The sequence below is a fragment of the Chromobacterium paludis genome, from assembly GCF_008275125.1.
In the GTDB taxonomy this organism is placed as follows: Bacteria; Pseudomonadota; Gammaproteobacteria; order Burkholderiales; family Chromobacteriaceae; genus Chromobacterium; species Chromobacterium paludis.
On record NZ_CP043473.1, the window covers coordinates 3,444,434 to 3,466,807 of the forward strand.

Consider the following 22,374-nt stretch of genomic DNA (forward strand, 5'->3'; position numbering starts at 1 on the left):
TGACAGTGTCTCCCTGCGCTTCTTGCCGCTGGCATGGCTTACACTTGCACATCCCCCTCCAAAAGCGCCTGTACCTTTTGCAGGAAATCCTTGTGTCCATGATTTTCCAACTGCTGGCTCAAGGCCAACTTGCCTGTAGACCTCGCCTCCGCACGGCTGCCAGATGGGATATTGCCGTTGGGTGCCGTGTTTGCCCTCGAACCAAAGTTCAACTGGATGTGGCTGCTGCCTTGATGGCCGCTCTTATCCTGCACTTGGATATCGATAGAAATCGGCTTATTCCATCCAGCCGGCGCCTGCCCGGTGAAACGTCCCGATGCCGGATCAAACTTCAACCATGATGGCAAAGGCTGACCATTGCTCTGCCGCGCGTTGATGCTCAGATTGGCCGAAGACTCGCGCGTGATGATGGTGGCCGGCGGCAAGGCGATCGAGAACGACTGGCCGGTGACCATGGGCCGTACGCCCAGATCCGGATTGACTTGCAAAGCGATGGTCGGATTGCTGCTGGTATTGCTGATGAAACTGGGCGCGGAGCCATTGACATTGCCGCTGGTGCCGAAAGTCGGCGTCGCGATGCCAGAGCCGATTCCCGTCCCAAGCCCTGTCGTAGGCGTAAACACAGTCGTCTGAGTAGTGGCAGTCAGCGCGTTGCCACTCAATGTCGTGACGACGGGATTGCCGCTGACCGCCGCCAAGACGATATTAGGCGTGATGGGCGGCAACTGGATGGTGTTGGTGAAGATCGGCGTAGTGGTCACCGTGACCGGCGTCACGGTGCTGGTGGTCACTACCGGCGTGAACACCTGGTAAGACGGCACAGTCGGCGTGCCGGACAAAGTATTGCCCGCCGTATCGGCTATCGTACCGTTCTTCAACGCAACCGACAGCGCCCCGTCCCCTCCCACGCCCGTCAACTGGATGGTATACGTTGTCGCATTGACCTGAGTCACGCTCGCTACTGTGCCGTGCGCGCTGCCACTGGTCAGCACACTCAGATCGCTGGCAGTGAACGATGCCAAGGGTTTGGTGAACACCACTTGGTAAGACAACGTGCTGGAAGAGGTGCTTAGCGTGCTGGTCGCCGTGAAGCTTTGCACCTGCGGCGCGCTCGTATCCACCGTGATGTTGTAAGCCGTGGACTGGCTGCCGACATTGCCCGCCGCGTCGGTCGCCGTCGCCTTGATGCTGTGGCTGCCGTCCGCCAGGCTGCTCGTCAGGCTATAGCTCCACGCCCCGCTGCCATTGGCCGTGGTGGTACCCACCGCCGAGCCGTCCACATACACCGTCACCGTGCTGCCCGCTTCCGCCGTACCGGTCACCGTCGGCCGGTTGTTGCCGGTGATGCCGTCCGTGCTGCTGGCGCCCGTATCCGACGCCGCGCTCAGCGCCAGGCCGGATGGGGCGGCAGGCGAACCGGTGTCCACGGTCACGCTGTACGCCGTCGACTGGCCGCTGACGTTGCCCGCCGCGTCGGTCGCCGTCGCCTTGAGGCTGTGGCTGCCGTCCGCCAAGCTGCTCGTCAGGCTGTAGCTCCACGCCCCGCTGCCGTTGGCCGTGGTGGTGCCCACCGCCGAGCCGTCGACATACACGGTCACCGTGCTATTGGCTTCCGCCGTGCCGGTCACCGTCGGCCGGTTGTTGCCGGTGATGCCGTCCGTGCTGCTGGCGCCCGTATCCGACGCCGCGCTCAGCGCCAGGCCGGATGGGGCGGCAGGCGAACCGGTGTCCACGGTCACGCTGTACGCCGTCGACTGGCCGCTGACGTTGCCCGCCGCGTCGGTCGCCGTCGCCTTGAGGCTGTGGCTGCCGTCCGCCAACGCACTCGTCAGGCTGTAGCTCCACGCCCCGCTGCCATTGGCCGTGGTGGTGCCCACCGCCGAGCCATCGACGTACACCGTCACCGTGCTATTGGCTTCCGCCGTGCCAGTCACCGTCGGCCGGTTGTTGCCGGTGATGCCGTCCGTGCTGCTGGCGCCCGTATCCGACGCCGCGCTCAGCGCCAGGCCGGATGGGGCGGCAGGCGAACCGGTGTCCACGGTCACGCTGTACACCGTCGACTGGCCGCTGACGTTGCCCGCCGCGTCGGTCGCCGTCGCCTTGAGGCTGTGGCTGCCGTCCGCCAGCGCACTCGTCAGGCTATAGCTCCACGCCCCACTGCCATTGGCCGTGGCCGTGCCCACCGCCGCGCCGTCCACATACACGGTCACCGTGCTGTTGGCCTCCGCCGTGCCGGTCACCGTCGGCCGGTTGTTGCCGGTGATGCCGTCCGTGCTGCTGGAGCCCGTGTCCGACGCCGCGCTCAACGCCAGGCCGGATGGGGCCGCAGGCGAACCGGTGTCCACGGTCACGCTGTACGCCGTGGACTGGCCGCTGACGTTGCCCGCCGCGTCGGTCGCCGTCGCCTTGATGCTGTGACTGCCGTCCGCCAAGCTGCTCGTCAGACTGTAGCTCCACGCCCCGCTGCCATTGGCCGTGGTGGTACCCACCACCGAGCCGTCGACATACACGGTCACCGTGCTATTGGCTTCCGCCGTGCCGGTCACCGTCGGCCGGTTGTTGCCGGTGATGCCGTCCGTGCTGCTGGCGCCCGTGTCCGACGCCGCACTCAGCGCCAGGCCGGATGGGGCGGCAGGCGAACCGGTGTCCACGGTGATGTTGTAAGCCGCGGACTGGCTGCCGACATTGCCCGCCTCATCGGTCGCCGTCGCTTTGATGCTGTGGCTGCCGTCCGCCAACGCACTCGTCAGGCTGTAGCTCCACGCCCCGCTGCCATTGGCCGTGGCCGTGCCCACCGCCGCGCCGTCCACATACACGGTCACCGTGCTGCCCGCTTCCGCCGTACCGGTCACCGTCGGCCGGTTGTTGCCGGTGATGCCGTCCGTGCTGCTGGAGCCCGTGTCCGACGCCGCGCTCAACGCCAGGCCGGACGGCGCGTTCGGCGAGCCGGTGTCCACGGTCACGCTGTACGCCGTCGACTGCCCGCTGACGTTGCCCGCCGCGTCGGTCGCCGTCGCCTTGATGCTGTGGCTGCCGTCCACCAAGCTGCTCGTCAGGCTGTAGCTCCACGCCCCGCTACCATTGGCCGTGGTGGTGCCCACCGCCGTGCCATCGACGTACACCGTCACCGTACCATTGGCTTCCGCCGTGCCTTGTACCGTTGGCCGGTTGTTGCCGGTGATGCCGTCCGTGCTGCTGCCGCCGGTGTCGGTGGCGGCCGTCAGCCCGCTCACCACCGGCGTGCTGGGCGCGGCCGTATCAATGGTGGTGCTGTACGCCGTGGATTGCCCGCTGACATTGCCCGCCGCGTCGGTCGCCGTCACCTTGATGCTGTGGCTGCCGTCCGCCAGCGCGCTCGTCAGGCTGTAGCTCCACGCCCCGCTGCCATTGGCCGTGGTGGTACCCACCGCCGAGCCGTCGACATACACGGTCACCGTGCTGTTGGCTTCCGCCGTGCCTTGCAAAGTTGGCGTGTTGTTGCTGGTGATGCCGTCCGTGCCGCTGGCGCCGGTGTCGGTGGCGGCCGTCAGCCCGCTCACTGTCGGCGCGCTAGGCGCCGCCGTATCAATGGTGGTGCTGTACGCCGTGGATTGCCCGCTGACATTGCCCGCCGCGTCGGTCGCCGTCGCCTTGATGCTGTGGCTGCCGTCCGCCAAGCTGCTCGTCAGGCTGTAGCTCCACGCCCCGCTGCCGTTGGCCGTGGTGGTGCCCACCGCCGTGCCGTCGACATACACCGTCACCGTGCTATTGGCTTCCGCCGTGCCTTGCAAAGTTGGCGTGTTGTTGCTGGTGATGCCGTCCGCGCTGCTGGCGCCAGTGTCAGTAGCGGCCGTCAGCCCGCTCACCACCGGCGTGCTGGGCGCGGCCGTATCAATGGTGGTGTTATAAGCGGAAGACACGCTGCTGTTCACACTGCCACTGGTGGCCATAGCCGTGATGGCGTGGCCGCCATCGCTCAGACTGGAAGTAAAGTTATAGCTCCAGGCTCCGCTGCCGTTAGCCGTGGTAGTCCCCACCGACACGCTGTCTACATAAATCGTCACCGTGCTGTTCGCTACAGCGGTGCCTGTCACTGTCGGCGTATTGTTGCCGGTGATACCGTCACTGCTGCTGGAGCCAGTGTCCGTCCCAGCCGTTAGACCTGTGACCGTTGGTGTCGGCAACTGCATAGCGATGCTGCGCGTAACGGTCGAGCTGTTTTTCACGCCATCATTAACCACGAAACTGATCACGCGCGTAGTCGTGTTGGGCGAGCCGGAGGTGTCGTTAAAGGTTACCGCCCGCAGCGCCGCCTGCCATTGCGCCACCGTCGCCGTCGACCCGCTGGAAGTCAGCGTCAGCACCCCGGTGCCGCTGTTGTAGCTCGCCGCGATGTTGCCGTAGGTCACCGCGCTGCTATTGGTGAAGGCCAGCACGTCCTCGCCGCTGTGGAAGTTGCCGGTGATCGACACCGTCGCGCTGGACAGGGTGGCGTTGTCCAGGTCCGACACCGTGAGGCCGCTGTCCACCACAACCGGAGTCGGCGTACTGCCGATGGTGTACGTGCCGTTGCCGCTGGTAGCGGTGGTCAGCGGCGTTTGGTCCGTCGCCGCTACCGTCACCGTCCGCGTCGCCGCGCTGCTGGTCTTGGTGCCGTCGCTCACCGCGAAGCTCACCGTCCGCGTCGCCGTGCTCGGCGTCACCGCGCTGTCGGTGTAGGTCACCGCCCGCAACGCGGCTTGCCATTGCGCCACGGTGGCGGTGGAGCCGCTGGAGGTCAGCGTCAGCACCCCGGTCCCGCTGTTGTAGCTCGCCGTGATGTTGCCGTAGGTCACCGCGCTGCTATTGGTGAAGGCCAGCACGTCCTCGCCGCTGTGGAAGTTGCCGGTGATCGACACCGTCGCGCTGGACAGGGTGGCGTTGTCCAGGTCCGATACCGTGAGGCCGCTGTCCACCGCCACCGGCGTGGAGGTGGCGTTGTCGCCGGCCGTGAACGCCGCGCTGCCGCCGCTGGTTGTGGTCAGCGGCGTTTGGTCCGTCGCCGCCACCGTCACCGTCCGCGTCGCCGCCGTGCTGGTCTTGGTGCCGTCGCTCACCGCAAAGCTCACCGTCCGCGTCGCCGTGTTCGGCGTCACCGCGCTGTCGGTGTAGGTCACCGCCCGCAGCGCCGCCTGCCATTGCGCCACCGTCGCCGTCGACCCGCTGGAGGTCAGCGTCAGCACCCCGGTCCCGCTGTTGTAGCTCGCCGTGATGTTGCCGTAGGTCACCGCGCTGCTATTGGTGAAGGCCAGCACGTCCTCGCCGCTGTGGAAGTTGCCGGTGATCGACACCGTCGCGCTGGACAGGGTGGCGTTGTCCAGGTCCGATACCGTGAGGCCGCTGTCCACCGCCACCGGCGTGGAGGTGGCGTTGTCGCCGGCCGTGAACGCCGCGCTGCCGCCGCTGGTTGTGGTCAGCGGCGTTTGGTCCGTCGCCGCCACCGTCACCGTGCGCGTCGCCGCCGTGCTGGTCTTGGTGCCGTCGCTCACCGCGAAGCTCACCGTCCGCGTCGCCGTGTTCGGCGTCACCGCGCTGTCGGTGTAGGTCACTGCCCGCAGCGCCGCCTGCCATTGCGCCACCGTCGCCGTCGACCCGCTGGAGGTCAGCGTCAGCACCCCGGTCCCGCTGTTGTAGCTCGCCGTGATGTTGCCGTAGGTCACCGCGCTGCTATTGGTGAAGGCCAGCACGTCCTCGCCGCTGTGGAAGTTGCCGGTGATCGACACCGTCGCGCTGGACAGGGTGGCGTTGTCCAGGTCCGATACCGTGAGGCCGCTGTCCACCGCCACCGGCGTGGAGGTGGCGTTGTCGCCGGCCGTGAACGCCGCGCTGCCGCCGCTGGTTGTGGTCAGCGGCGTTTGGTCCGTCGCCGCCACCGTCACCGTGCGCGTCGCCGCCGTGCTGGTCTTGGTGCCGTCGCTCACCGCGAAGCTCACCGTCCGCGTCGCCGTGTTCGGCGTCACCGCGCTGTCGGTGTAGGTCACCGCCCGCAGTGCCGCCTGCCATTGCGCCACCGTCGCCGTCGACCCGCTGGAGGTCAGCGTCAGCACCCCGGTGCCGCTGTTGTAGCTCGCCGTGATGTTGCCGTAGGTCACCGCGCTGCTATTGGTGAAGGCCAGCACGTCCTCGCCGCTGTGGAAGTTGCCGGTGATCGACACCGTCGCGCTGGACAGGGTGGCGTTGTCCAGGTCCGATACCGTGAGGCCGCTGTCCACCGCCACCGGCGTGGAGGTGGCGTTGTCGCCGGCCGTGAACGCCGCGCTGCCGCCGCTGGTGGTGGTCAGCGGCGTCTGGTCCGTCGCCGCCACCGTCACCGTGCGCGTCGCCGCGCTGCTGGTCTTGGTGCCGTCGCTCACCGCGAAGCTCACCGTCCGCGTCGCCGTGTTCGGCGTCACCGCGCTGTCGGTGTAGGTCACTGCCCGCAGCGCGGCTTGCCATTGCGCCACGGTGGCGGTGGAGCCGCTGGAGGTCAGCGTCAGCACCCCGGTGCCGCTGTTGTAGCTCGCCGTGATGTTGCCATAGGTCACCGCGCTGCTATTGGTGAAGGCCAGCACGTCCTCGCCGCTGTGGAAGTTGCCGGTGATCGACACCGTCGCGCTGGACAGGGTGGCGTTGTCCAGGTCCGATACCGTGAGGCCGCTGTCCACCGCCACCGGCGTGGAGGTGGCGTTGTCGCCGGCCGTGAACGCCGCGCTGCCGCCGCTGGTTGTGGTCAGCGGCGTTTGGTCCGTCGCCGCCACCGTCACCGTGCGCGTCGCCGCCGTGCTGGTCTTGGTGCCGTCGCTCGCCGCGAAGCTCACCGTCCGCGTCGCCGTGTTCGGCGTCACCGCGCTGTCGGTGTAGGTCACCGCCCGCAACGCCGCCTGCCATTGCGCCACCGTCGCCGTCGACCCGCTGGAGGTCAGCGTCAGCACCCCGGTCCCGCTGTTGTAGCTCGCCGTGATGTTGCCGTAGGTCACCGCGCTGCTATTGGTGAAGGCCAGCACGTCCTCGCCGCTGTGGAAGTTGCCGGTGATCGACACCGTCGCGCTGGACAGGGTGGCGTTGTCCAGGTCCGATACCGTGAGGCCGCTGTCTACCGCCACCGGCGTGGAGGTGGCGTTGTCGCCGGCCGTGAACGCCGCGCTACCGCCGCTGGTGGTGGTCAGCGGCGTCTGGTCCGTCGCCGCCACCGTCACCGTGCGCGTCGCCGCGCTGCTGGTCTTGGTGCCGTCGCTCACCGCGAAGCTCACCGTCCGCGTCGCCGTGTTCGGCGTCACCGCGCTGTCGGTGTAGGTCACCGCCCGCAGCGCGGCTTGCCATTGCGCCACGGTGGCGGTGGAGCCGCTGGAGGTCAGCGTCAGCACCCCGGTCCCGCTGTTGTAGCTCGCCGTGATGTTGCCGTAGGTCACCGCGCTGCTATTGGTGAAGGCCAGCACGTCCTCGCCGCTGTGGAAGTTGCCGGTGATCGACACCGTCGCGCTGGACAGGGTGGCGTTGTCCAGGTCCGATACCGTGAGGCCGCTGTCCACCGCCACCGGCGTGGAGGTGGCGTTGTCGCCGGCCGTGAACGCCGCGCTACCGCCGCTGGTGGTGGTCAGCGGCGTTTGGTCCGTCGCCGCCACCGTCACCGTCCGCGTCAAAACCGCGCTGCTATTGCTGCTGCCGTCTGTCACCTGGAAACTGACAGTGCGGGTGGCGGTGTTGGGCGTCACCGCGCTGTCGGTGTAGGTCACCGACCGCAACGCCGCCTGCCATTGCGCCAAGGTGGCGGTGCCGCCGGCCGAAGTCAGCGTCAGCACCCCGGTGCCGCTGTTGTAGCTGCCGCTGATATTGCCCATGGTGCTGCCGTCGTTGGTGAAGGCCAGCACATCCTCGCTGCTGTGGAAATTGCCCGTGATGGACACCGTGCCGCTGGCCAGCGTGGAGCTGGCGTTGTCCGTGACGGTAATCGCGCTGTCTACCGCCACCGGCGTGGAGGTGGCGTTGTCGCCGGCCGTGAACGCCGCGCTGCCGCCGCCATCCGCCAGCACCGGCGCGGCGCTCACCGCCATGGTCACGCTGGAGGCGCTGCTGGTGGCGCCGCGGCCGTCGTTGACCGTCACCTGTATGGTGCGGGTGGAGGTGTTGGGTATGCCCATAGCGCTGTCGCTGTACGTCAGCGCGGTGACCAGCGTGCCCACCCTGGAGGCGGTGGCGTTGCTGTTCAGGGTGACGATCAAATCATGGCCGCTGACGCCGTCGCCATTGGTGGCGATGGTGCCGATGGCCACGCCGCCCACCGATACCGTGCTGCCCACGCTGGTGCCGCTGGACAGCGTCACCGTGCCGGCGGTGCTGATGCCCAGCACGTCTTCGCCGCTCTGGCCGTTGGCGGAGAAGTGGGCGGTCACGTTGCCGCCGTTGAAGCTGGTGGTGTCGCTGTCGCTGACCGTGGCCGCGGTGCCGGTATCCAGGCTCGCCGCGCTGCCGCCGGCGTAATAGGTGTTGCTGTCGCCGTTCAGGTTGCTGATCACCGGCGCGCTGTCCGCCGCCACGCTGACGGTCTTGGTCACCGTGGAACTGGTGTTGCTGCTGGCGTCGGTAATGGCGAAGCTGATGGTGCGGGTGCTGGTATTGGGCGACAGCGAGGTGTCCTGATAGGTCACCGCGCGCAAGGCGGCCTGCCATTGCGCGTTGGTGGCGGTGGAGCCGCTGGAGGTCAGCGTCAGCACCCCGGTCCCGCTGTTGTAGCTGCCGCTGATATTGCCCATGGTGCTGCCATCGTTGGTGAAGGCCAGCGTGTCCTCGGCGCTGTGGAAGTTGCCGGTGATCGACACCGTGGCGCTGGTCTGGGTCGAGGCGGCGGTATCGCTCAGCGACATGCTGCCGTCCACCGTCACAGCCGTGCCGGTGCCGGAGCTATAGGCGCTGCTGCCGCCGCTGGCGGTCAATGTCGGCCCGGGGAAGTGGAAGTTGGTGGCGTTGATGGCGCCGATGCCGACCAGGCCGGTGACGTTGTGGCCGTTGGCCGCGATCACGCGGAAGGAGTCGATGCCGACGAAATTGCTGTTGCTGGACACGCTGAAAGTGACCGGCGAGCCGTCGTTGTCGATGTCGCTGACGCTCTGGCTCAAGGTAGCGCCGGCCACCGCTGAACCATTCAGATAGCCCACCAGTTGCATGGTGCCGCCGTTGAAGGTGGAGTCGTAGCCGTTGATCACCACCGTGATGGAGTTCAGCGTGAACAGGCTGCCATCGTTGGGCTTGACCGAGAAATAATTGATCTGCTTGACGCCGTTGCTCAGCGCGTCCACCGTTTCCGTGGAGCTCGAACCATCTTTCTCGACGATGATCATCTCGTTCTGGCCATCGCTGTTCGAGTTCATGTTCATCGTGAAATTCCAGCCAAGGTAATTGCTTACCGTCAGCGTGGCGTTGCCCGTGGGCACCACGGTGGTGGAGCCGTCCAACGAGTCAAAACTGGTGGTGCCGGAAGTGGGCTGGGTCAGCAGGCCGTGATAGCCCGGCAGATCCAGCGCGGCCACGTGCAGCTTGCCGGTGGCGTACTCCAGCGTCCAGTCGCCGCCCAGACTGGCGGCGCCGGTCGCGTCCGTGGAGGCCGCCGTCGCCCGGCCGCTCTCCCTGGCGATGGCGTTGACCAGCGCCGCGCCGTCAGTACCGGCGGCCACGTCGCAGCCATACAGCAGGATGTCGCCCCCCGGCTGCAACGCTTGGCCGATGGCAGCCAGCTCGGCCTGATGGCTGGCGACATTGGCGGTGGTCAGCTCGGTGGTGCCCAGCTGCAGGTCGTTTTCCTGGCCGTGGGAAATGATGTGGATGGCGCCGTAGCCGCTATGGCTCTGCGCCCATTGCGCGATCTGCGCCAGGCCGTCCTTGCTGCTGTCCAGAATCACCACTTGATATTTGGACGACAACTGCGAGATCAGGCTCTGGTAGTTGGCGACATTGGACTCGATGAACACGACTTGCGGCGCGTTGGCGGCATTGGCATGCGGGCCGGTGTCGCGCTGGACAACCGCGCTTGGCGCGGCCTCGCTGGCGGCCGGCGGCGTGGCGCTGGCAACGGCCTGAGGATGGGCGGCCTCGCCATGCCGCGGCTGGGCAGACGCATCCAATACCTCGTGCATGACACCGATATGCTGCACGGCATGCGCTACCGTGGCCGCAACGGCTCCGTCGTACATCATGCGTGGCTCCAAGGCCTGCAGAAACAGACGATTTGCCGCCGCGCGCGGGGATTGCTGCCGCTTTGCCGTTTTCCACCATGCCATGACTGTTCTCCCACGCTGATGCGCCTGATCAATATGTAAGCCGCCCAATACGCAGGCCTACCTTAAAGGCATAGACTATTTCACCCCGCATGGGAATGCCGTGTGCGTAAATAGGCTTTAGGCAAATTTACTTAGTCATGCGAACGCATGCCCCAGGCTTGCCCTCCTTTCCGGCATCCCGTATCGTTCGCGGCAGTTTTCAAGGATGACCGATGACCGCTACCCCGCTTTACTGCGCCGAACCCGCCCGCCTCGACGCCGCCCTGCGCCTCTGCGAGCGCTTTAGCCTTCTGCAGGTGAAAAAACGCCCGACGGACGGTTATTGGCTGGAGCTGAACGGCGAGCGGCTGGAACTGCTGACCACCGGCAAGCACGGCGCGGTGTACGCGGAGTTCGTCGAGGGCGCGGCGCGCCACCGCCGCGAGCAGGGCGGCGGCCGCGGCCAGCCTGTGGCCAAAGCGGTGGGATTGAAGGGCGCGAAGGAGCTGCCCTATGTGGTGGACGCCACCGCCGGCCTGGGCCGCGACAGCTTCGTGCTGGCCACCCTGGGCTGCCGGGTGACCATGGTGGAGCGCTCGCCGGTGGCGGCGGCCTTGCTGGCCGACGCGCTGGAGCGCGCATTGCGCGACGAGACCACCCGCGACATCGCCGAGCGGATGACGCTGGCGCATGCCAATTCACGCGATTGGCTGGCGGGCCTGCCCGAGGCGCAGCGGCCGGACGTGGTGTTCGTCGATCCGATGTTCCCGGACACCGACAAGAAAGCCGCCGCCGCCAAGAAAGACATGCAGGCGTTCCAACATGTGATAGGCGACGATATGGACAGCGCGGAATTGCTGGCCGCCGCCATCGCCGCCGCCAAGGTGCGCGTGGTGGTGAAGCGGCCGCGGCTGGGCGCGCCCATCGCCGGCGTCAAGCCGTCGGCGGTGCTGGATGGCAAATCCACCCGCTTCGACCTCTACGTGATCAAGGCGCTGGCCTCAGGCTGAGTGCGCCGCCCGGCTGTCCGCCGGCGCCGCCTCCCGCTCGTCCAGGCCGTAATCGCGCAGCACCGCCGCCACCCGCAGCCGGTAGCCGGCGAACAGGCCGCCGCGCCCCGCCGCCTGCGCCTCCCGGTGGGTTGCCAGATTGCGCCAGGCGGCCAATGCGGCTTCGTCGCGCCAGAACGACAAAGACAACAGCTTGTCCGGCTGGCTCAGGCTCTGGTAGCGCTCGATGGAGACAAAACCGTCCATCGACCGCAAATGCTCCGCCAGCCGCGCCGCCCAGGCCAGATAGCCGTCGCGGCCGCCTTCGGCCAGCGTCACCTCGAATATCACCGCGATCATCTGCCGTCTCCCGCGCCGAAGCGGCGCATTCTGACATTGGGCGGACCACGGAAAACCAACCCGCCGCCCAGCGCGCGCCAATCCGGACCGATCTCCTCCAGCGCCGCCAACGCGCCGCGGGCGATGGCCAGGGCCAGCCGCTCGCCGGGGCAACCATGGCGGCCGCGGCCGAAATCCATAGACTCGCCGGGACCTGCCGGGTCCCGCGCCGCGGCGGCCAGCAACACCAGCACTTGATCGCCGGCCTTCAGCGGCTGGCCGGCCAGCGTCGCGTCCTCGGCGACGAAACGCCGCGTATGGTGCAACACCGGGTCGGCCCGCAGGCGGCGGCGCCATTCGGCGGCGGCGCGCCAATCCCATGGCCCTTCGCAGCGCCAGGAGATGCCGGCGGCCAGCAGGCCGGCTCCGGCGTCTCGGCTCTGGAACAGCACGCCCAGCAGGTTGGCGCGCAGCGCGTCCTCGCCCAACTCGCCAAACTCCTGTCGCCAGCGCGCCAGCCAGCCGGCGTCCGCCAGCGCGGCCAGCTCCGCATGGAGCGCCAGACAGGCCGCTTCGCCCGCCTCCCGTTCCGCCGCGCCGGCATCGGCAGCCACGGCGCGGCACCATGCCGCGACCTGCCCGGACAAGCCCAGCAAACTCCGCTCCGGCCAGCCCAGCAAACTCCGCTCCGGCCAGCCCAGCAGCGAGGCCAAGGTGGCCGCCGGCAGGAAATCGACCAACGCGTCCAGCCGCGCGCCATCCGGCGCCGCGCCTGCCAGAAAGCCCCGCGCCAAATCCCGCGCCCGGCGCTGCGCCCTCTCATCCTCCTGCGCGGCCAAACTAGCCGCCACCGCCGCGCGCAACGGCGCATGGATGGGCGCTTCACTCATGCGCAGCCAGCACCCAAACGTTTCCCCCAGCGCCAATCCGGCCAAGGCCGCCGGCGCCGGCTCATCCAGCGGACGGACGCGGCAGGCGGGACAGGCCAGCACGGCGGACGCCGCCGCGTGCGAAGCGGCCAGCCATAGGCCCAGGCGCTGGTCGCGCGCCCAGCCCTGGCGCGCCAGTTCCAGATAGTAAGGATAAGGATCGCGGTGGCTGGCGGCGGCCAGCGCGTGCTCCGGCCAGGCGTTCATGCCGCTTCTCCCAGGTATTGCCGCCGCACCTGATTGACGCAGCGCTCGCGCGAGCTGGCGGCCCGCTCATGCGGCGCGAACGGCGCGGCTGCCTCGTCCAATGCCTCCACCGCGCGGCGCAACAGGGCCAGCTCGCCCGCCGGCAAGGCCGCGCGTGTCTGGCGCGCGGTCAGCCGGTCAATCACGGCGACTGCCGCGCCCTTGGCGGCAATCTCCTCCACCCGGCCATGGCGCGTGCACACGCCATAGGTGCCGGCCAGGAAGTGCGCCCACTCTTCATCCAGATTCGCCTCCGCCGCATCGGCCAGCCCCAATTCAGCCAAGCGCGCCCGCTCCGCCCGATAACGCCGTTCGAAACGCTCGCGCAGCGCGGCGGCGTCGGCTTGATCCGCCTCTACCAGCCATTCGGCCATCGCCTGCGGATACCAGGCCAATGCACCATCCAGCGCCCGTTCCCCGAAATACGACGTCACGGTGCCCGAGCAGCGCAATGCATAGGATGACAGCGGCGCGCGTCCTTCGCGCTGCAGCCGCGCCAGTCGCTCCCGCGACAGGCCGCAGCGATGCAACAGCTGCGGCTCGCTCAAAAAATGGTTTTGCAGATAATCCAACAAGGCCTGCATGGCGAAACTCCTTGGCTAGCGCTTTCGATGCCGCTATCGTAGCCAGCCGTCCGCCACGATGTTTCACGCTGGAGTGAACCATGACCCACGCCACCGACCTGCCCGACATCAGCCGCCTGGCCAGCCTGCTGGCCGACCCCGGCCGCGCCCGCATGCTGCTCATGCTACTGGATGGCGGCAGCTACCCGGCCAGCGAGCTGGCGCGCCACGCCGGTCTCAGCGCCCAGGCCGCCAGCAACCACCTGGCCAAGCTACTGCAGGGCGGCGCGCTCAAAGTGGAGCAGCACGGCCGCCACCGCTACTACCTGCTGGCCAACGCCGCCATCGCCCAGGCCCTGGAAGCGCTGAGCGCGGCGGCCCACGGCCATGACCTGGAACGGCCGCGCGCGGCCAGCCCGGTCTCGCCGCAATTGCGGCTGGCGCGCACCTGCTATGACCACCTGGCGGGACGGCTGGGCATCGCCATCGCCGACGCGATGCAGGCGGGCAACTTGCTGCTGCTGAACGAGGAAAGACAGTTCGAGATGACGGCCCGCGGCCGCGACTGGTTCGCCGCGGCGCTGAATATCGTGGAACCGCAAGGCGGCCGCCGCCCGCAAGCGCGCGCCTGCCTGGACTGGAGCGAGCGGCGACCGCACCTGGCCGGCGGCTACGGCGCGGCGCTGTGCCGGGAGTTTCTGGCGCGCAACTGGGTGGAACGGCGGCTGGACAGCCGCGCGCTGCGCGTCACGCCGGCCGGGCTGGCCTTCCTGCGCGAGCAGTGGGGCATACGGCCCGATTCGCTGGCGGAGTGAGCTAAGCGGTCAAACGCTCGGCAAAGCCTTCCGGTATCGCCGGCCGGCCGCGCTCGTTGATGGCGGTGCCGATGATCAGGCCCTCCAGCACCACTTTGCCGTCGGACGCGCGCACCACCTGCTGGCGGAAGCCGAAACGCACCCGCGACACCGGCTCGAAAGCCACGGTGACGGAAAACTGGTCGCCGCTGGTCAGCGAAGCCTTGTAATCCAATTCCGAACGCACCACCACCAGATTGATCTTGTCGCGCGCCAACGCGGCGAAGTCTATGCCCTTGGCCAGCAGGAACTCGTGGCGGGCATGCTCCAGGTAGTTGAAATACACGCCGTTGTTGACGATGCCTTGCATGTCGCACTCGTAGTCGCGCACCTTGAATTCCACGGAAAAGACTGCCATCAAACGCTTCCCTGCTTGCAAACAATAAGAAGGGGAGTGTGGCAGATCGGCCGCCGCGGAACCAGCGCCATCGTCCCAGACCAGCTCGGGCGGCCCCTGCAGCGCGGTGCGCCCCAGCAACCAGGCCAGCTAGTTTTCATTGCCGGAAAAGATCATGGCAGCGGCCTCCAGCCATGGCGGCGCAACCGCTGCTCCAAGGCGGTGGCGGAGCGGCGGCAGGCCAGCACCGGTATGCCCTGCGCAACGGCGCTGTCGCGATAGCGGCGCATCACGTTGTGGCCGAGAAAGTCGGTAAGCAGAATCAATACGTCCGGCCGGCCCGGCAGCGCCAACCGGCGCTGGTGGGCGACATTGCGGCCGCAGACGTGGCGGGCGATGCGGATGCCGTAGCTCCGCAGCACCTCAGGAATATTGCCCAGGCTGTCAGCCCCGATCAGCAACGCCTCCATCCTGCCTCCTCGCGCGTCGCGCAATCCAGTTGAATGGGATGACTGTAAACGGCGACATTCATTCCCATTACGAATATGGAATCAATTTCAAATCTCAATTTGATATATAAGAAAAGTCTTTTGCCCTAGCGCTCGACACACGTCCCAAAAACCGCTACCCTCGCCGCCCCGCGCGCAAGCGTATAAGCCACTGATTTGTCTATACAAATGAATGCCGTCGTACTAGCCGTGGGCGTCATGCTCACACTCGCGCTGCTGCGCACCCACGTTGTCATCAGCCTGCTGCTGGGCGCCCTGGTCGGCGGCCTGGCCGGCGGCCTGTCGCTATCCGCCACCCTCGCCGCCTTCAATAACGGCATCACCGGCGGCGCGTCCGTGGCGCTGTCCTATGCGCTCTTGGGCGCCTTCGCCCTCGCCATCGCCAAGTCCGGCCTGCCTCACGCGATGGCTGACCTGGCCGTCAAACGCCTGGAGAGCAGCGACGGCAAGGGCAAGCTGAAATGGGCGCTGATCCTGCTCCTGGGCGCGGTCAGCGTCGCCAGCCAGAACCTGGTGCCGATACACATCGCCTTTATCCCGCTCTTGGTTCCGCCGCTGCTGTACGCGATGGCCCGGCTGCATCTGGACCGCCGGCTGATCGCCTGCGTGATCACCTTCGGCCTGGTGACGCCTTATATGGTGTTCCCGGTGGGCTTCGGCGACATCTTCCTCAAGCAAATTCTGCTGGGCAATATCGCCAAGGCAGGCATGAATGTGGAAGGCATCAATGTGATGCACGCCATGGCCATCCCGGCGCTGGGCATGGTGGCCGGCCTGGTGTGGTCGGTGCTGGTCAGCTACCGCAAGCCGCGCCAGTACTCGCTGGGCAAGATTGAAAACGTGGAGCGCACGCATGCCCACGTCAGCCGCAAATCGCTGGCCACGGCCTTCGCCGCCATCGTCGTCGCCTTCTCGGTGCAGCTGTACAGCGACTCCATGATCATGGGCGCGCTGGCCGGCTTCCTGCTGTTCCTGGCCACCGGCGTGGTGAAATGGAAAGACGCGGACGGCCTGTTCAACGAGGGCATGAAGATGATGGCGATGATAGGCTTCACCATGATCACCGCCCAGGGCTTCGCCGAAGTGCTGAAGGCCACCGGCGAAGTGGGCTCTCTGGTCAGCGCCAGCGCCGGTCTGTTCGACGGCAACCGCGGCCTGGCCGCCTTCGCCATGCTGGCGGTGGGGCTGGTGGTCACGCTGGGCATAGGCTCGTCCTTCTCCACCGTGCCCATCCTCACCGCCATCTACGTGCCGCTATGCCTGCACCTGGGTTTCTCGCCGCTGGCCACCGTGTCGCTGATCGGCACCGCCGGCGCCCTGGGCGACGCCGGCTCGCCGGCCTCCGACTCCACGCTGGGGCCGACCTCGGGCCTCAACGTGGACGGCCAGCACGACCATATCCGCGACACGGTGATCCCCACCTTCCTGCACTACAATCTGCCGCTGCTGGCGGCGGGCTGGATCGCGGCCATGGTGTTGTAGAATGGCGGGCATGGACGCCAATACCGAAAACCGCATGGAGGCGCTGGAAGTGCGCCTCGCCTTCCAGGACGAGCTCTTGGACGCGCTCAACGCCACCGTCGCCCGCCAGCAAAAGGAAATCGACCTGCTGCAGCAGCAAATCCGCCTGCTGTACCAGCAGTTCCGCAGCGCGCAGCCGGACGACGCCGCCGGCGGTTCGCTGCGCGACGAGATTCCGCCGCATTACTGATGCGCCCGCGCCCCTCCGGGGCGCGGCTTATCGCGGTCCGGCCTTGCGCCGCCGCGACACGATGGCCTCGATATTCTTGCGGCCTATCAGCTTGACCGGCTCCGGCATGGCCGGTTTGTCTTCGTCCCCCAGCCATTTGTACATCACCAGGCAATCCACCAGCCCATGCCGGGCGTGCCGGTAGGCGCGCGGCAAGCGGCCTACGACGTCGAAGCCCAGCTTCTGCCACAAGGCCACCGCCGCCTCGTTGGTGCTCACCACGCTGTTGAACTGCAAGGCCAGGAAGCCGCGCGCCCGCGCGCGCGCCTGGGAGTGCTCGCACATCGCTCGCGCCACGCCCTTGCCGCGCGCGGCGGGCGCAACCATATAGCCGCAGTTGGCCACATGGCCGCCAGGACCGGCGGCGTTCGGCTTCAGGTAATAGCTGCCGAGGACAGCGCCGTCCTCCTCGGCCAGCCAGGTTTCCAGCGGCGCCTCGCACCATAGCCGGCGGGCGCTGGCTTCATCCATCTCGGGATCGAAGGCGTAAGTCTCGCGCGCGGCAGCGATGTCGCGGAATATCGGCCAGAACGCCGCGAAGTCCTGCGGCGTCATCGGTCTGATTTGCATGCAATCTCCGGAATGCTTGTCACGCCGGCTGCTGCGGCGGATGGGTAGGATGATGGCTCTGCGGAGCCGGGTGCGTCATGTCGCCGGACAGCAGGCTGGCGCCGGCGATCAGCGCGCCGCCCAGCCCCTCCTGCAGCGTGATCGCCTCCCCGGCCAGCAGATAGGCCGACACGGCGGCGAACACCAGCTCCATCAGCATCAAGGTCATCGCCTGGCTGGCCGGCAGGATGGACACGCCATGCTGCGAGATCACGCTGGTGCACAGCAACACCGCGCCCAGGATGAACAGCATCAGCCAGCTCTGGGCCGGGATGTCCAGCATCTTGTGCAGCTCGCCGCTCTGCAGCAGGCTGATCGCGCCGATCAGCGCCACGCCGAACCACACCGTGGCCGACTTCACCGCCACGGGTATCGCCTGCAGCTTGCGGCTGACCACATTGCCCAGGGCGAAGGCCATGCCACCGGACAAGGCCAGCCATTCATAGCCATGGGTCAGCGGCACCCCGCCCGTCAGCAGGCCGGGACGATAAATGAAGATGAAGCAACCAAGCAAGGACAACGCCACCACCAGCCAGCCGCTGCGCGTCAGCCGCTCATGCAGCAACAGCCGCGACAACAGCGCGGTCCACAACGGCGACAGATAGAACAACAACAGCACGCGCATCACCTGGCCTTCCGCGACGGCCAGGGTATAGCTGAAATTGCACCAGCCAAAGGCCAGCAACAGCAGCAGCAAGGGCGGCTCCAGCCGGAACTGCTGGCGGTAGAGCTTGAAAAACACCGCCACGCCCAGCGCGATGGTGATCAGATACGTCGCCAGCGTGGCCATGGGCACGCTGACGCCCTGCGCCTGCAGGTGGCGAAACGGGTACCACATCAAGGCCCACACCAGCGCCGTGGTGAGGATCCCGCTGGTGGCGAGAAATTTTTGTTTTACAGGTGTCATGGCTGTTCTTAAGATGGTCGATTGCCGCGCTTTGATGGAGACCCGCCGTGAATCCCCGCCTGGCCCTATTGCACCCCTACCCGTTCCAGCGCCTGTCCGCGCTGCTGGCGGGCTGCCTGCCGCCGGCCGAGCGGCCGCACATCAGCCTGGCCATGGGCGAGCCCAAGCATCCGGCGCCGCAGCTGGTGAAGGACGCCCTGTGCGCCAATCTGGCCGGACTGTCCGGCTACCCGGCCACCCAGGGCACGCCCGCGCTGCGCGAAGCCTGCGCCGCCTGGGCGGAGCGCCGCTACGGCGTCAAGCTGGACCCGGCGCGCGAGGTGCTGCCGGTCAACGGCAGCCGCGAGGCGCTGTTCTCGCTGACGCAATGCCTGATCGACGCCAGCGGCGCGGCCAAACCGGTGGTGGTCTCTCCCAATCCGTTTTACCAGATTTACGAAGGCGCGGCACTGCTGGCCGGCGCGGAGCCATACTACCTGAACTGCGAGGCGTCCCGGCGCTTCCAGCCGGACTGGGACAGCGTGCCGGGCGAGGTCTGGCGCCGGACCCAGTTGCTCATCGTGTGCAGCCCGGGCAACCCCACCGGCGCGGTGATGGGCCTGGCCGACTGGGAGAAACTCTTCCAGCTGTCCGACCGCCACGGCTTCATCATCGCCAGCGACGAATGCTATTCCGAAATCTATTTCGACGAAGCGCCGCTGGGTGGCCTGTCCGCCGCGCGCGCGCTGGGCCGCGGTCAGGAACGGCTGGTGATGCTGACCAGCCTGTCCAAGCGCTCCAATGTGCCCGGCATGCGCTCCGGCTTCGTCGCCGGCGACGCGGCCATCCTGGAAAAATTCCTGCTCTACCGCACCTACCACGGCAGCGCGATGAGCCTGACGGTGCAGGCCGCAAGCCAAGCCGCCTGGAACGACGAGGACCACGTCGAGTCCAACCGCGCGGCCTACGCCGCCAAGTTCGCCGCCGTGCTGCCGCTGCTGCGGCCGGCGCTGGAGGTGGGCATGCCCGACGCCGGTTTTTATCTATGGGCCAAGGTGCCGGACGGCGACGACGTCGCCTTCGCCCGCGCGCTGTTCGAGCAACAGCACGTCACCGTGCTGCCCGGCAGCTACCTGGCCCGCGACGCGCACGGCGCCAATCCCGGCCGCGGCTACATCCGCATCGCCCTGGTGGCGGAAGAGGCCGAATGCGTGGCCGCCGCGCGCCGCATCGCAGAATTCTGCCGAGACCGCCAGCCGGCGGCCTCGGCCTGAGCTTTTGAACCACCCGTACTGAACAGAATTTAGATGACGACTTCGATTCACATTGCCAAAGGACTGAACCAAATGCATCCGATCCAGAGCCTGATCGAGCAGGCCTTCGAGAACCGCGCCGAAATCACCCCCGCCACCGTGTCGCCGGAACTGAAGGCGGCCATCGAGCAAGTCGTAACGGAACTGGACAACGGCCATCTGCGCGTGGCCGAGAAACACGGCGCCGACTGGGTGGTCAACCAGTGGGTGAAGAAAGCCGTGCTGCTGTCCTTCCGCATCCGCGACAACGCGGTGCTGGACGACGGCGTCAACCGCTACTTCGACAAGGTGGACACCAAGTTCGCCGACTGGAACCAGGCCCGCTTCCAGGAAGCCGGCTTCCGCGTGGTGCCGGGCGCCGTGGCGCGCAAGGGCAGCTTCATCGCCAAGAACACCGTGCTGATGCCGTCCTACGTCAATATCGGCGCCTATGTGGACGAAGGCGCCATGGTGGACACCTGGGCCACCGTCGGCTCCTGCGCCCAGATCGGCAAGAACGTGCACCTGTCCGGCGGCGTCGGCATCGGCGGCGTGCTGGAGCCGCTGCAGGCCAACCCCACCATCATCGAGGACAATTGCTTCATCGGCGCGCGCTCGGAAATCGTCGAAGGCGTGATCGTGGGCGAAGGCTCGGTGATCTCGATGGGCGTCTACATCGGCCAATCCACCAAGATCTACGACCGCGAAACCGGCGAAGTGATGTACGGCCGCGTGCCGCCCGGCTCCGTGGTGGTATCCGGCAACCTGCCCGCCAAGGACGGCAGCCACAGCCTGTACTGCGCGGTGATCGTCAAGAAGGTGGACGCGCAAACCCGCAGCAAGACCAGCATCAACGAGCTGCTGCGCGGCGTGTAAACGCCTTCCCGGTCCCGCCCCCGCGGGGCCGGACTCGGCGGCGCGATGCCGGTTCGCCGCGCCGCTGTCAATCCCATTCACGTCAATATTGTTGATGCTGCGTCAATTTTGCACTTGGTAACATAGCGATATTTGGCGGTGCGTCATCAACGCTATAAAATCCGGCTATTCGAGTCCGAACCAGCACGTACACATAAAATCGGCCAGCCTGGCGATTTTCGTGCCTCCCCCACTCTATCCCGTTGCGGCGCCGCTAGGCCGCAGGGCCGCGCCGCGAGGAATTTCGCGACGAAGCCGGGGTCATACAGCGGACTCTCCTTGCAAGCTGTTTGGAAATTTCGTGCCCTCAGACTACTTCATCGAATTCAGGAACGTCCGTTTCGCCTACGGCGACCGGCCCATCCTGAAAGACCTCACGCTAGGCGTGCCGCGCGGCAAGCTGGTGGCCGTCATGGGCGGCAGCGGCAGCGGCAAAACCACGCTGCTGCGGCTGATTTCCGGCCAGATCCGGCCGCAATCCGGCCAGGTGCTGATAGACGGCAAGGACCTTTGCGCCATGAGCAAGGCCGAGCTGTACCAGCACCGCCGCCGCATGGGCATGCTGTTCCAGTTCGGCGCGCTGTTCACCGACCTCAACGTCGAGGACAACGTCGCCTTCCCGCTGCGCGAGCACACCAAGCTGCCGGAAAGCATGATCCGCGATCTGGTCACGCTCAAGCTGGAAGCGGTGGGCCTGCGCGGCACGCAAAAGCTGATGCCGGCCGAGCTGTCCGGCGGCATGGCGCGCCGGGTGGCGCTGGCGCGCGCCATCGCGCTGGACCCGCAGCTGATGCTGTACGACGAGCCCTTCACCGGCCTGGACCCGATCTCGCTGGGCGTGATCGCGCTGTTGGTCAAGAAGCTCAACGACGCGCTCGGCACCACCGCGGTGATGGTGACGCACGACGTGCATCAGTCCTTGGCCATCGTCGACCATGTCTTGTTCGTGGCCAATGGCCAGGTCATCGCCCAGGGTTCGCCGGACGAAGTGCGCCACTCGGATTCGCCGTGGGTGCGCCAGTTCATCAACGGCGAGGCCGACGGCCCGGTGCATTACAGCTTCCCCGCCGCCACCGAGCTGGTGGCCGACCTGGGCCTGCAAGGAGGCGCGCATGCTTGACCTGATTACCTCGCCGCTGCGCCGCCTGGGCCACGCCGTCATCAACGCCGTGTGGCGGTTGGGCTTCGCCAGCCGCTTCCTGCTGGCCATCCTGGCCAATAGCGGCCAGAGCCTGCTGCGGCTGCAACTGACCATACGCGAGATCTACTTCGCCGGCGTGATGTCGCTGATCATCATCGTGGTGTCCGGCCTGTTCGTCGGCATGGTGCTGGGCCTGCAGGGCTACACCACGCTGGCCAAGTTCGGTTCCGCCGACGCGCTGGGCGCCATGGTGGCGCTGGCGCTGCTGCGCGAGCTGGGTCCGGTGCTGGCCGCGCTGCTGTTCGCCAGCCGCGCCGGCAGCGCCATGACCGCCGAGATCGGCCTGATGAAGACCACCGAGCAGCTGGACGCGATGAGCGTGATGGCGGTGGACCCGATCGCCCGGGTCATCGCGCCGCGCTTCTGGGCCGGCGTGATCTCCATGCCCATCCTGGCCGCGCTGTTCAACGTCGTCGGCGTGTTCGGCGGCTACCTGGTGGGCGTGGTGATGATAGGCCTGGACGCCGGCACCTTCTGGTCGCAGATGCAGGGCAATGTGGACCTGCACTACGACGTGATCAACGGCCTGATCAAGAGCCTGGTGTTCGGCATCGCCGTCACGCTGATCGCCGTGTTCGAAGGTTACGACGCCACCCCGACCGCCGCCGGCGTGTCCGCCGCCACCACTCGCACCGTGGTGACCTCGGCCCTGGTGATTCTGGCGCTTGATTTCGTGCTGACCGCCTTCATGTTCTAGGAAAATTAAAG

At 67.2% G+C, this 22,374-nt stretch carries 16 protein-coding genes; 8 read left to right on the top strand and 8 right to left on the bottom strand.

The features are described from left to right. Positions 1–38: 38 nt before the first annotated feature. The gene (locus tag FYK34_RS16310; protein WP_456236751.1) at positions 39–10,181 is read right to left on the bottom strand and encodes an Ig-like domain-containing protein; all 10,143 of its coding nucleotides are present in this window, start codon (positions 10,179–10,181) and stop codon (positions 39–41) included. A gap of 299 nt (positions 10,182–10,480) precedes the next feature. On the opposite strand from FYK34_RS16310, the gene FYK34_RS16315 reads away from it, so the two are divergent. Further along, the gene (locus FYK34_RS16315; RefSeq protein WP_149298225.1) at positions 10,481–11,257 is read left to right on the top strand and encodes a class I SAM-dependent methyltransferase; all 777 of its coding nucleotides are present in this window, start codon (positions 10,481–10,483) and stop codon (positions 11,255–11,257) included. Here the strand turns inward: FYK34_RS16315 and FYK34_RS16320 are convergent. The 3 genes from FYK34_RS16320 to FYK34_RS16330 are packed head-to-tail and all read right to left on the bottom strand — an operon-like array spanning position 11,249 to position 13,334. Further along, the gene (locus FYK34_RS16320) at positions 11,249–11,596 is read right to left on the bottom strand and encodes an antibiotic biosynthesis monooxygenase family protein (RefSeq protein WP_114060816.1); all 348 of its coding nucleotides are present in this window, start codon (positions 11,594–11,596) and stop codon (positions 11,249–11,251) included. The two genes, FYK34_RS16315 and FYK34_RS16320, sit on opposite strands and share 9 nt — an antisense overlap. Beyond that, positions 11,593–12,711, bottom strand: a complete 1,119-nt coding sequence (locus tag FYK34_RS16325) for a cytochrome P450 family protein (protein WP_149298228.1) — start codon at positions 12,709–12,711, stop codon at positions 11,593–11,595. The genes FYK34_RS16320 and FYK34_RS16325 overlap by 4 nt, the downstream gene beginning before the upstream one ends. Continuing rightward, positions 12,708–13,334, bottom strand: coding sequence for a DUF6058 family natural product biosynthesis protein (locus FYK34_RS16330; protein WP_149298230.1), 627 nt, complete (start codon positions 13,332–13,334; stop codon positions 12,708–12,710). The genes FYK34_RS16325 and FYK34_RS16330 overlap by 4 nt, the downstream gene beginning before the upstream one ends. 80 nt (positions 13,335–13,414) lie before the next feature. Between FYK34_RS16330 and FYK34_RS16335 the strand changes: the two genes are divergently transcribed. Next, positions 13,415–14,128, top strand: a complete 714-nt coding sequence (locus FYK34_RS16335) for an ArsR/SmtB family transcription factor (protein ID WP_149298232.1) — start codon at positions 13,415–13,417, stop codon at positions 14,126–14,128. Between the two features lies 1 nt (position 14,129). Here the strand turns inward: FYK34_RS16335 and FYK34_RS16340 are convergent, their stop codons facing one another. Both FYK34_RS16340 and FYK34_RS16345 read right to left on the bottom strand, forming a co-directional pair. Further along, complete coding sequence (locus FYK34_RS16340) at positions 14,130–14,525, bottom strand: acyl-CoA thioesterase (protein ID WP_149298234.1); 396 nt, start codon at positions 14,523–14,525, stop codon at positions 14,130–14,132. A gap of 152 nt (positions 14,526–14,677) precedes the next feature. Further along, a complete protein-coding gene (locus FYK34_RS16345) occupies positions 14,678–14,974 on the bottom strand; it encodes a DUF2325 domain-containing protein (RefSeq protein WP_149298236.1) in 297 nt (98 codons plus the stop codon). A gap of 207 nt (positions 14,975–15,181) precedes the next feature. Here FYK34_RS16345 and FYK34_RS16350 point away from each other — a divergent pair, with 207 nt between their 5' ends. Further along, the gene (locus FYK34_RS16350; RefSeq protein WP_149298239.1) at positions 15,182–16,495 is read left to right on the top strand and encodes a Na+/H+ antiporter family protein; all 1,314 of its coding nucleotides are present in this window, start codon (positions 15,182–15,184) and stop codon (positions 16,493–16,495) included. Position 16,496: 1 nt separating this feature from the next. Continuing rightward, positions 16,497–16,724, top strand: a complete 228-nt coding sequence (locus tag FYK34_RS16355) for a SlyX family protein (RefSeq protein WP_174774529.1) — start codon at positions 16,497–16,499, stop codon at positions 16,722–16,724. 27 nt (positions 16,725–16,751) lie between these two features. Here FYK34_RS16355 and FYK34_RS16360 read toward each other — a convergent pair whose 3' ends face one another. Both FYK34_RS16360 and FYK34_RS16365 read right to left on the bottom strand, forming a co-directional pair. Next, entirely contained in the window at positions 16,752–17,333 is a 582-nt protein-coding gene (locus tag FYK34_RS16360) for a GNAT family N-acetyltransferase (RefSeq protein WP_168209775.1), read from the bottom strand. 19 nt (positions 17,334–17,352) lie between these two features. Further along, complete coding sequence (locus FYK34_RS16365; RefSeq protein WP_149298243.1) at positions 17,353–18,279, bottom strand: DMT family transporter; 927 nt, start codon at positions 18,277–18,279, stop codon at positions 17,353–17,355. A 47-nt stretch (positions 18,280–18,326) separates the two neighbouring features. On the opposite strand from FYK34_RS16365, the gene dapC reads away from it, so the two are divergent. The 4 genes from dapC (at position 18,327) to mlaE (ending at position 22,363) form a co-directional block, all read left to right on the top strand. Further along, positions 18,327–19,532, top strand: coding sequence for a succinyldiaminopimelate transaminase (gene dapC, locus FYK34_RS16370; RefSeq protein ID WP_149298245.1), 1,206 nt, complete (start codon positions 18,327–18,329; stop codon positions 19,530–19,532). Between the two features lie 72 nt (positions 19,533–19,604). Then, the gene (gene dapD / locus FYK34_RS16375) at positions 19,605–20,426 is read left to right on the top strand and encodes a 2,3,4,5-tetrahydropyridine-2,6-dicarboxylate N-succinyltransferase (RefSeq protein ID WP_149298247.1); all 822 of its coding nucleotides are present in this window, start codon (positions 19,605–19,607) and stop codon (positions 20,424–20,426) included. Positions 20,427–20,766: 340 nt separating this feature from the next. Beyond that, positions 20,767–21,585, top strand: coding sequence for an ABC transporter ATP-binding protein (locus FYK34_RS16380; RefSeq protein ID WP_149298249.1), 819 nt, complete (start codon positions 20,767–20,769; stop codon positions 21,583–21,585). Continuing rightward, a complete protein-coding gene (gene mlaE / locus FYK34_RS16385; protein ID WP_149298252.1) occupies positions 21,578–22,363 on the top strand; it encodes a lipid asymmetry maintenance ABC transporter permease subunit MlaE in 786 nt (261 codons plus the stop codon). The genes FYK34_RS16380 and mlaE overlap by 8 nt, the downstream gene beginning before the upstream one ends. The last annotated feature ends 11 nt before the right edge of the window (positions 22,364–22,374 follow it).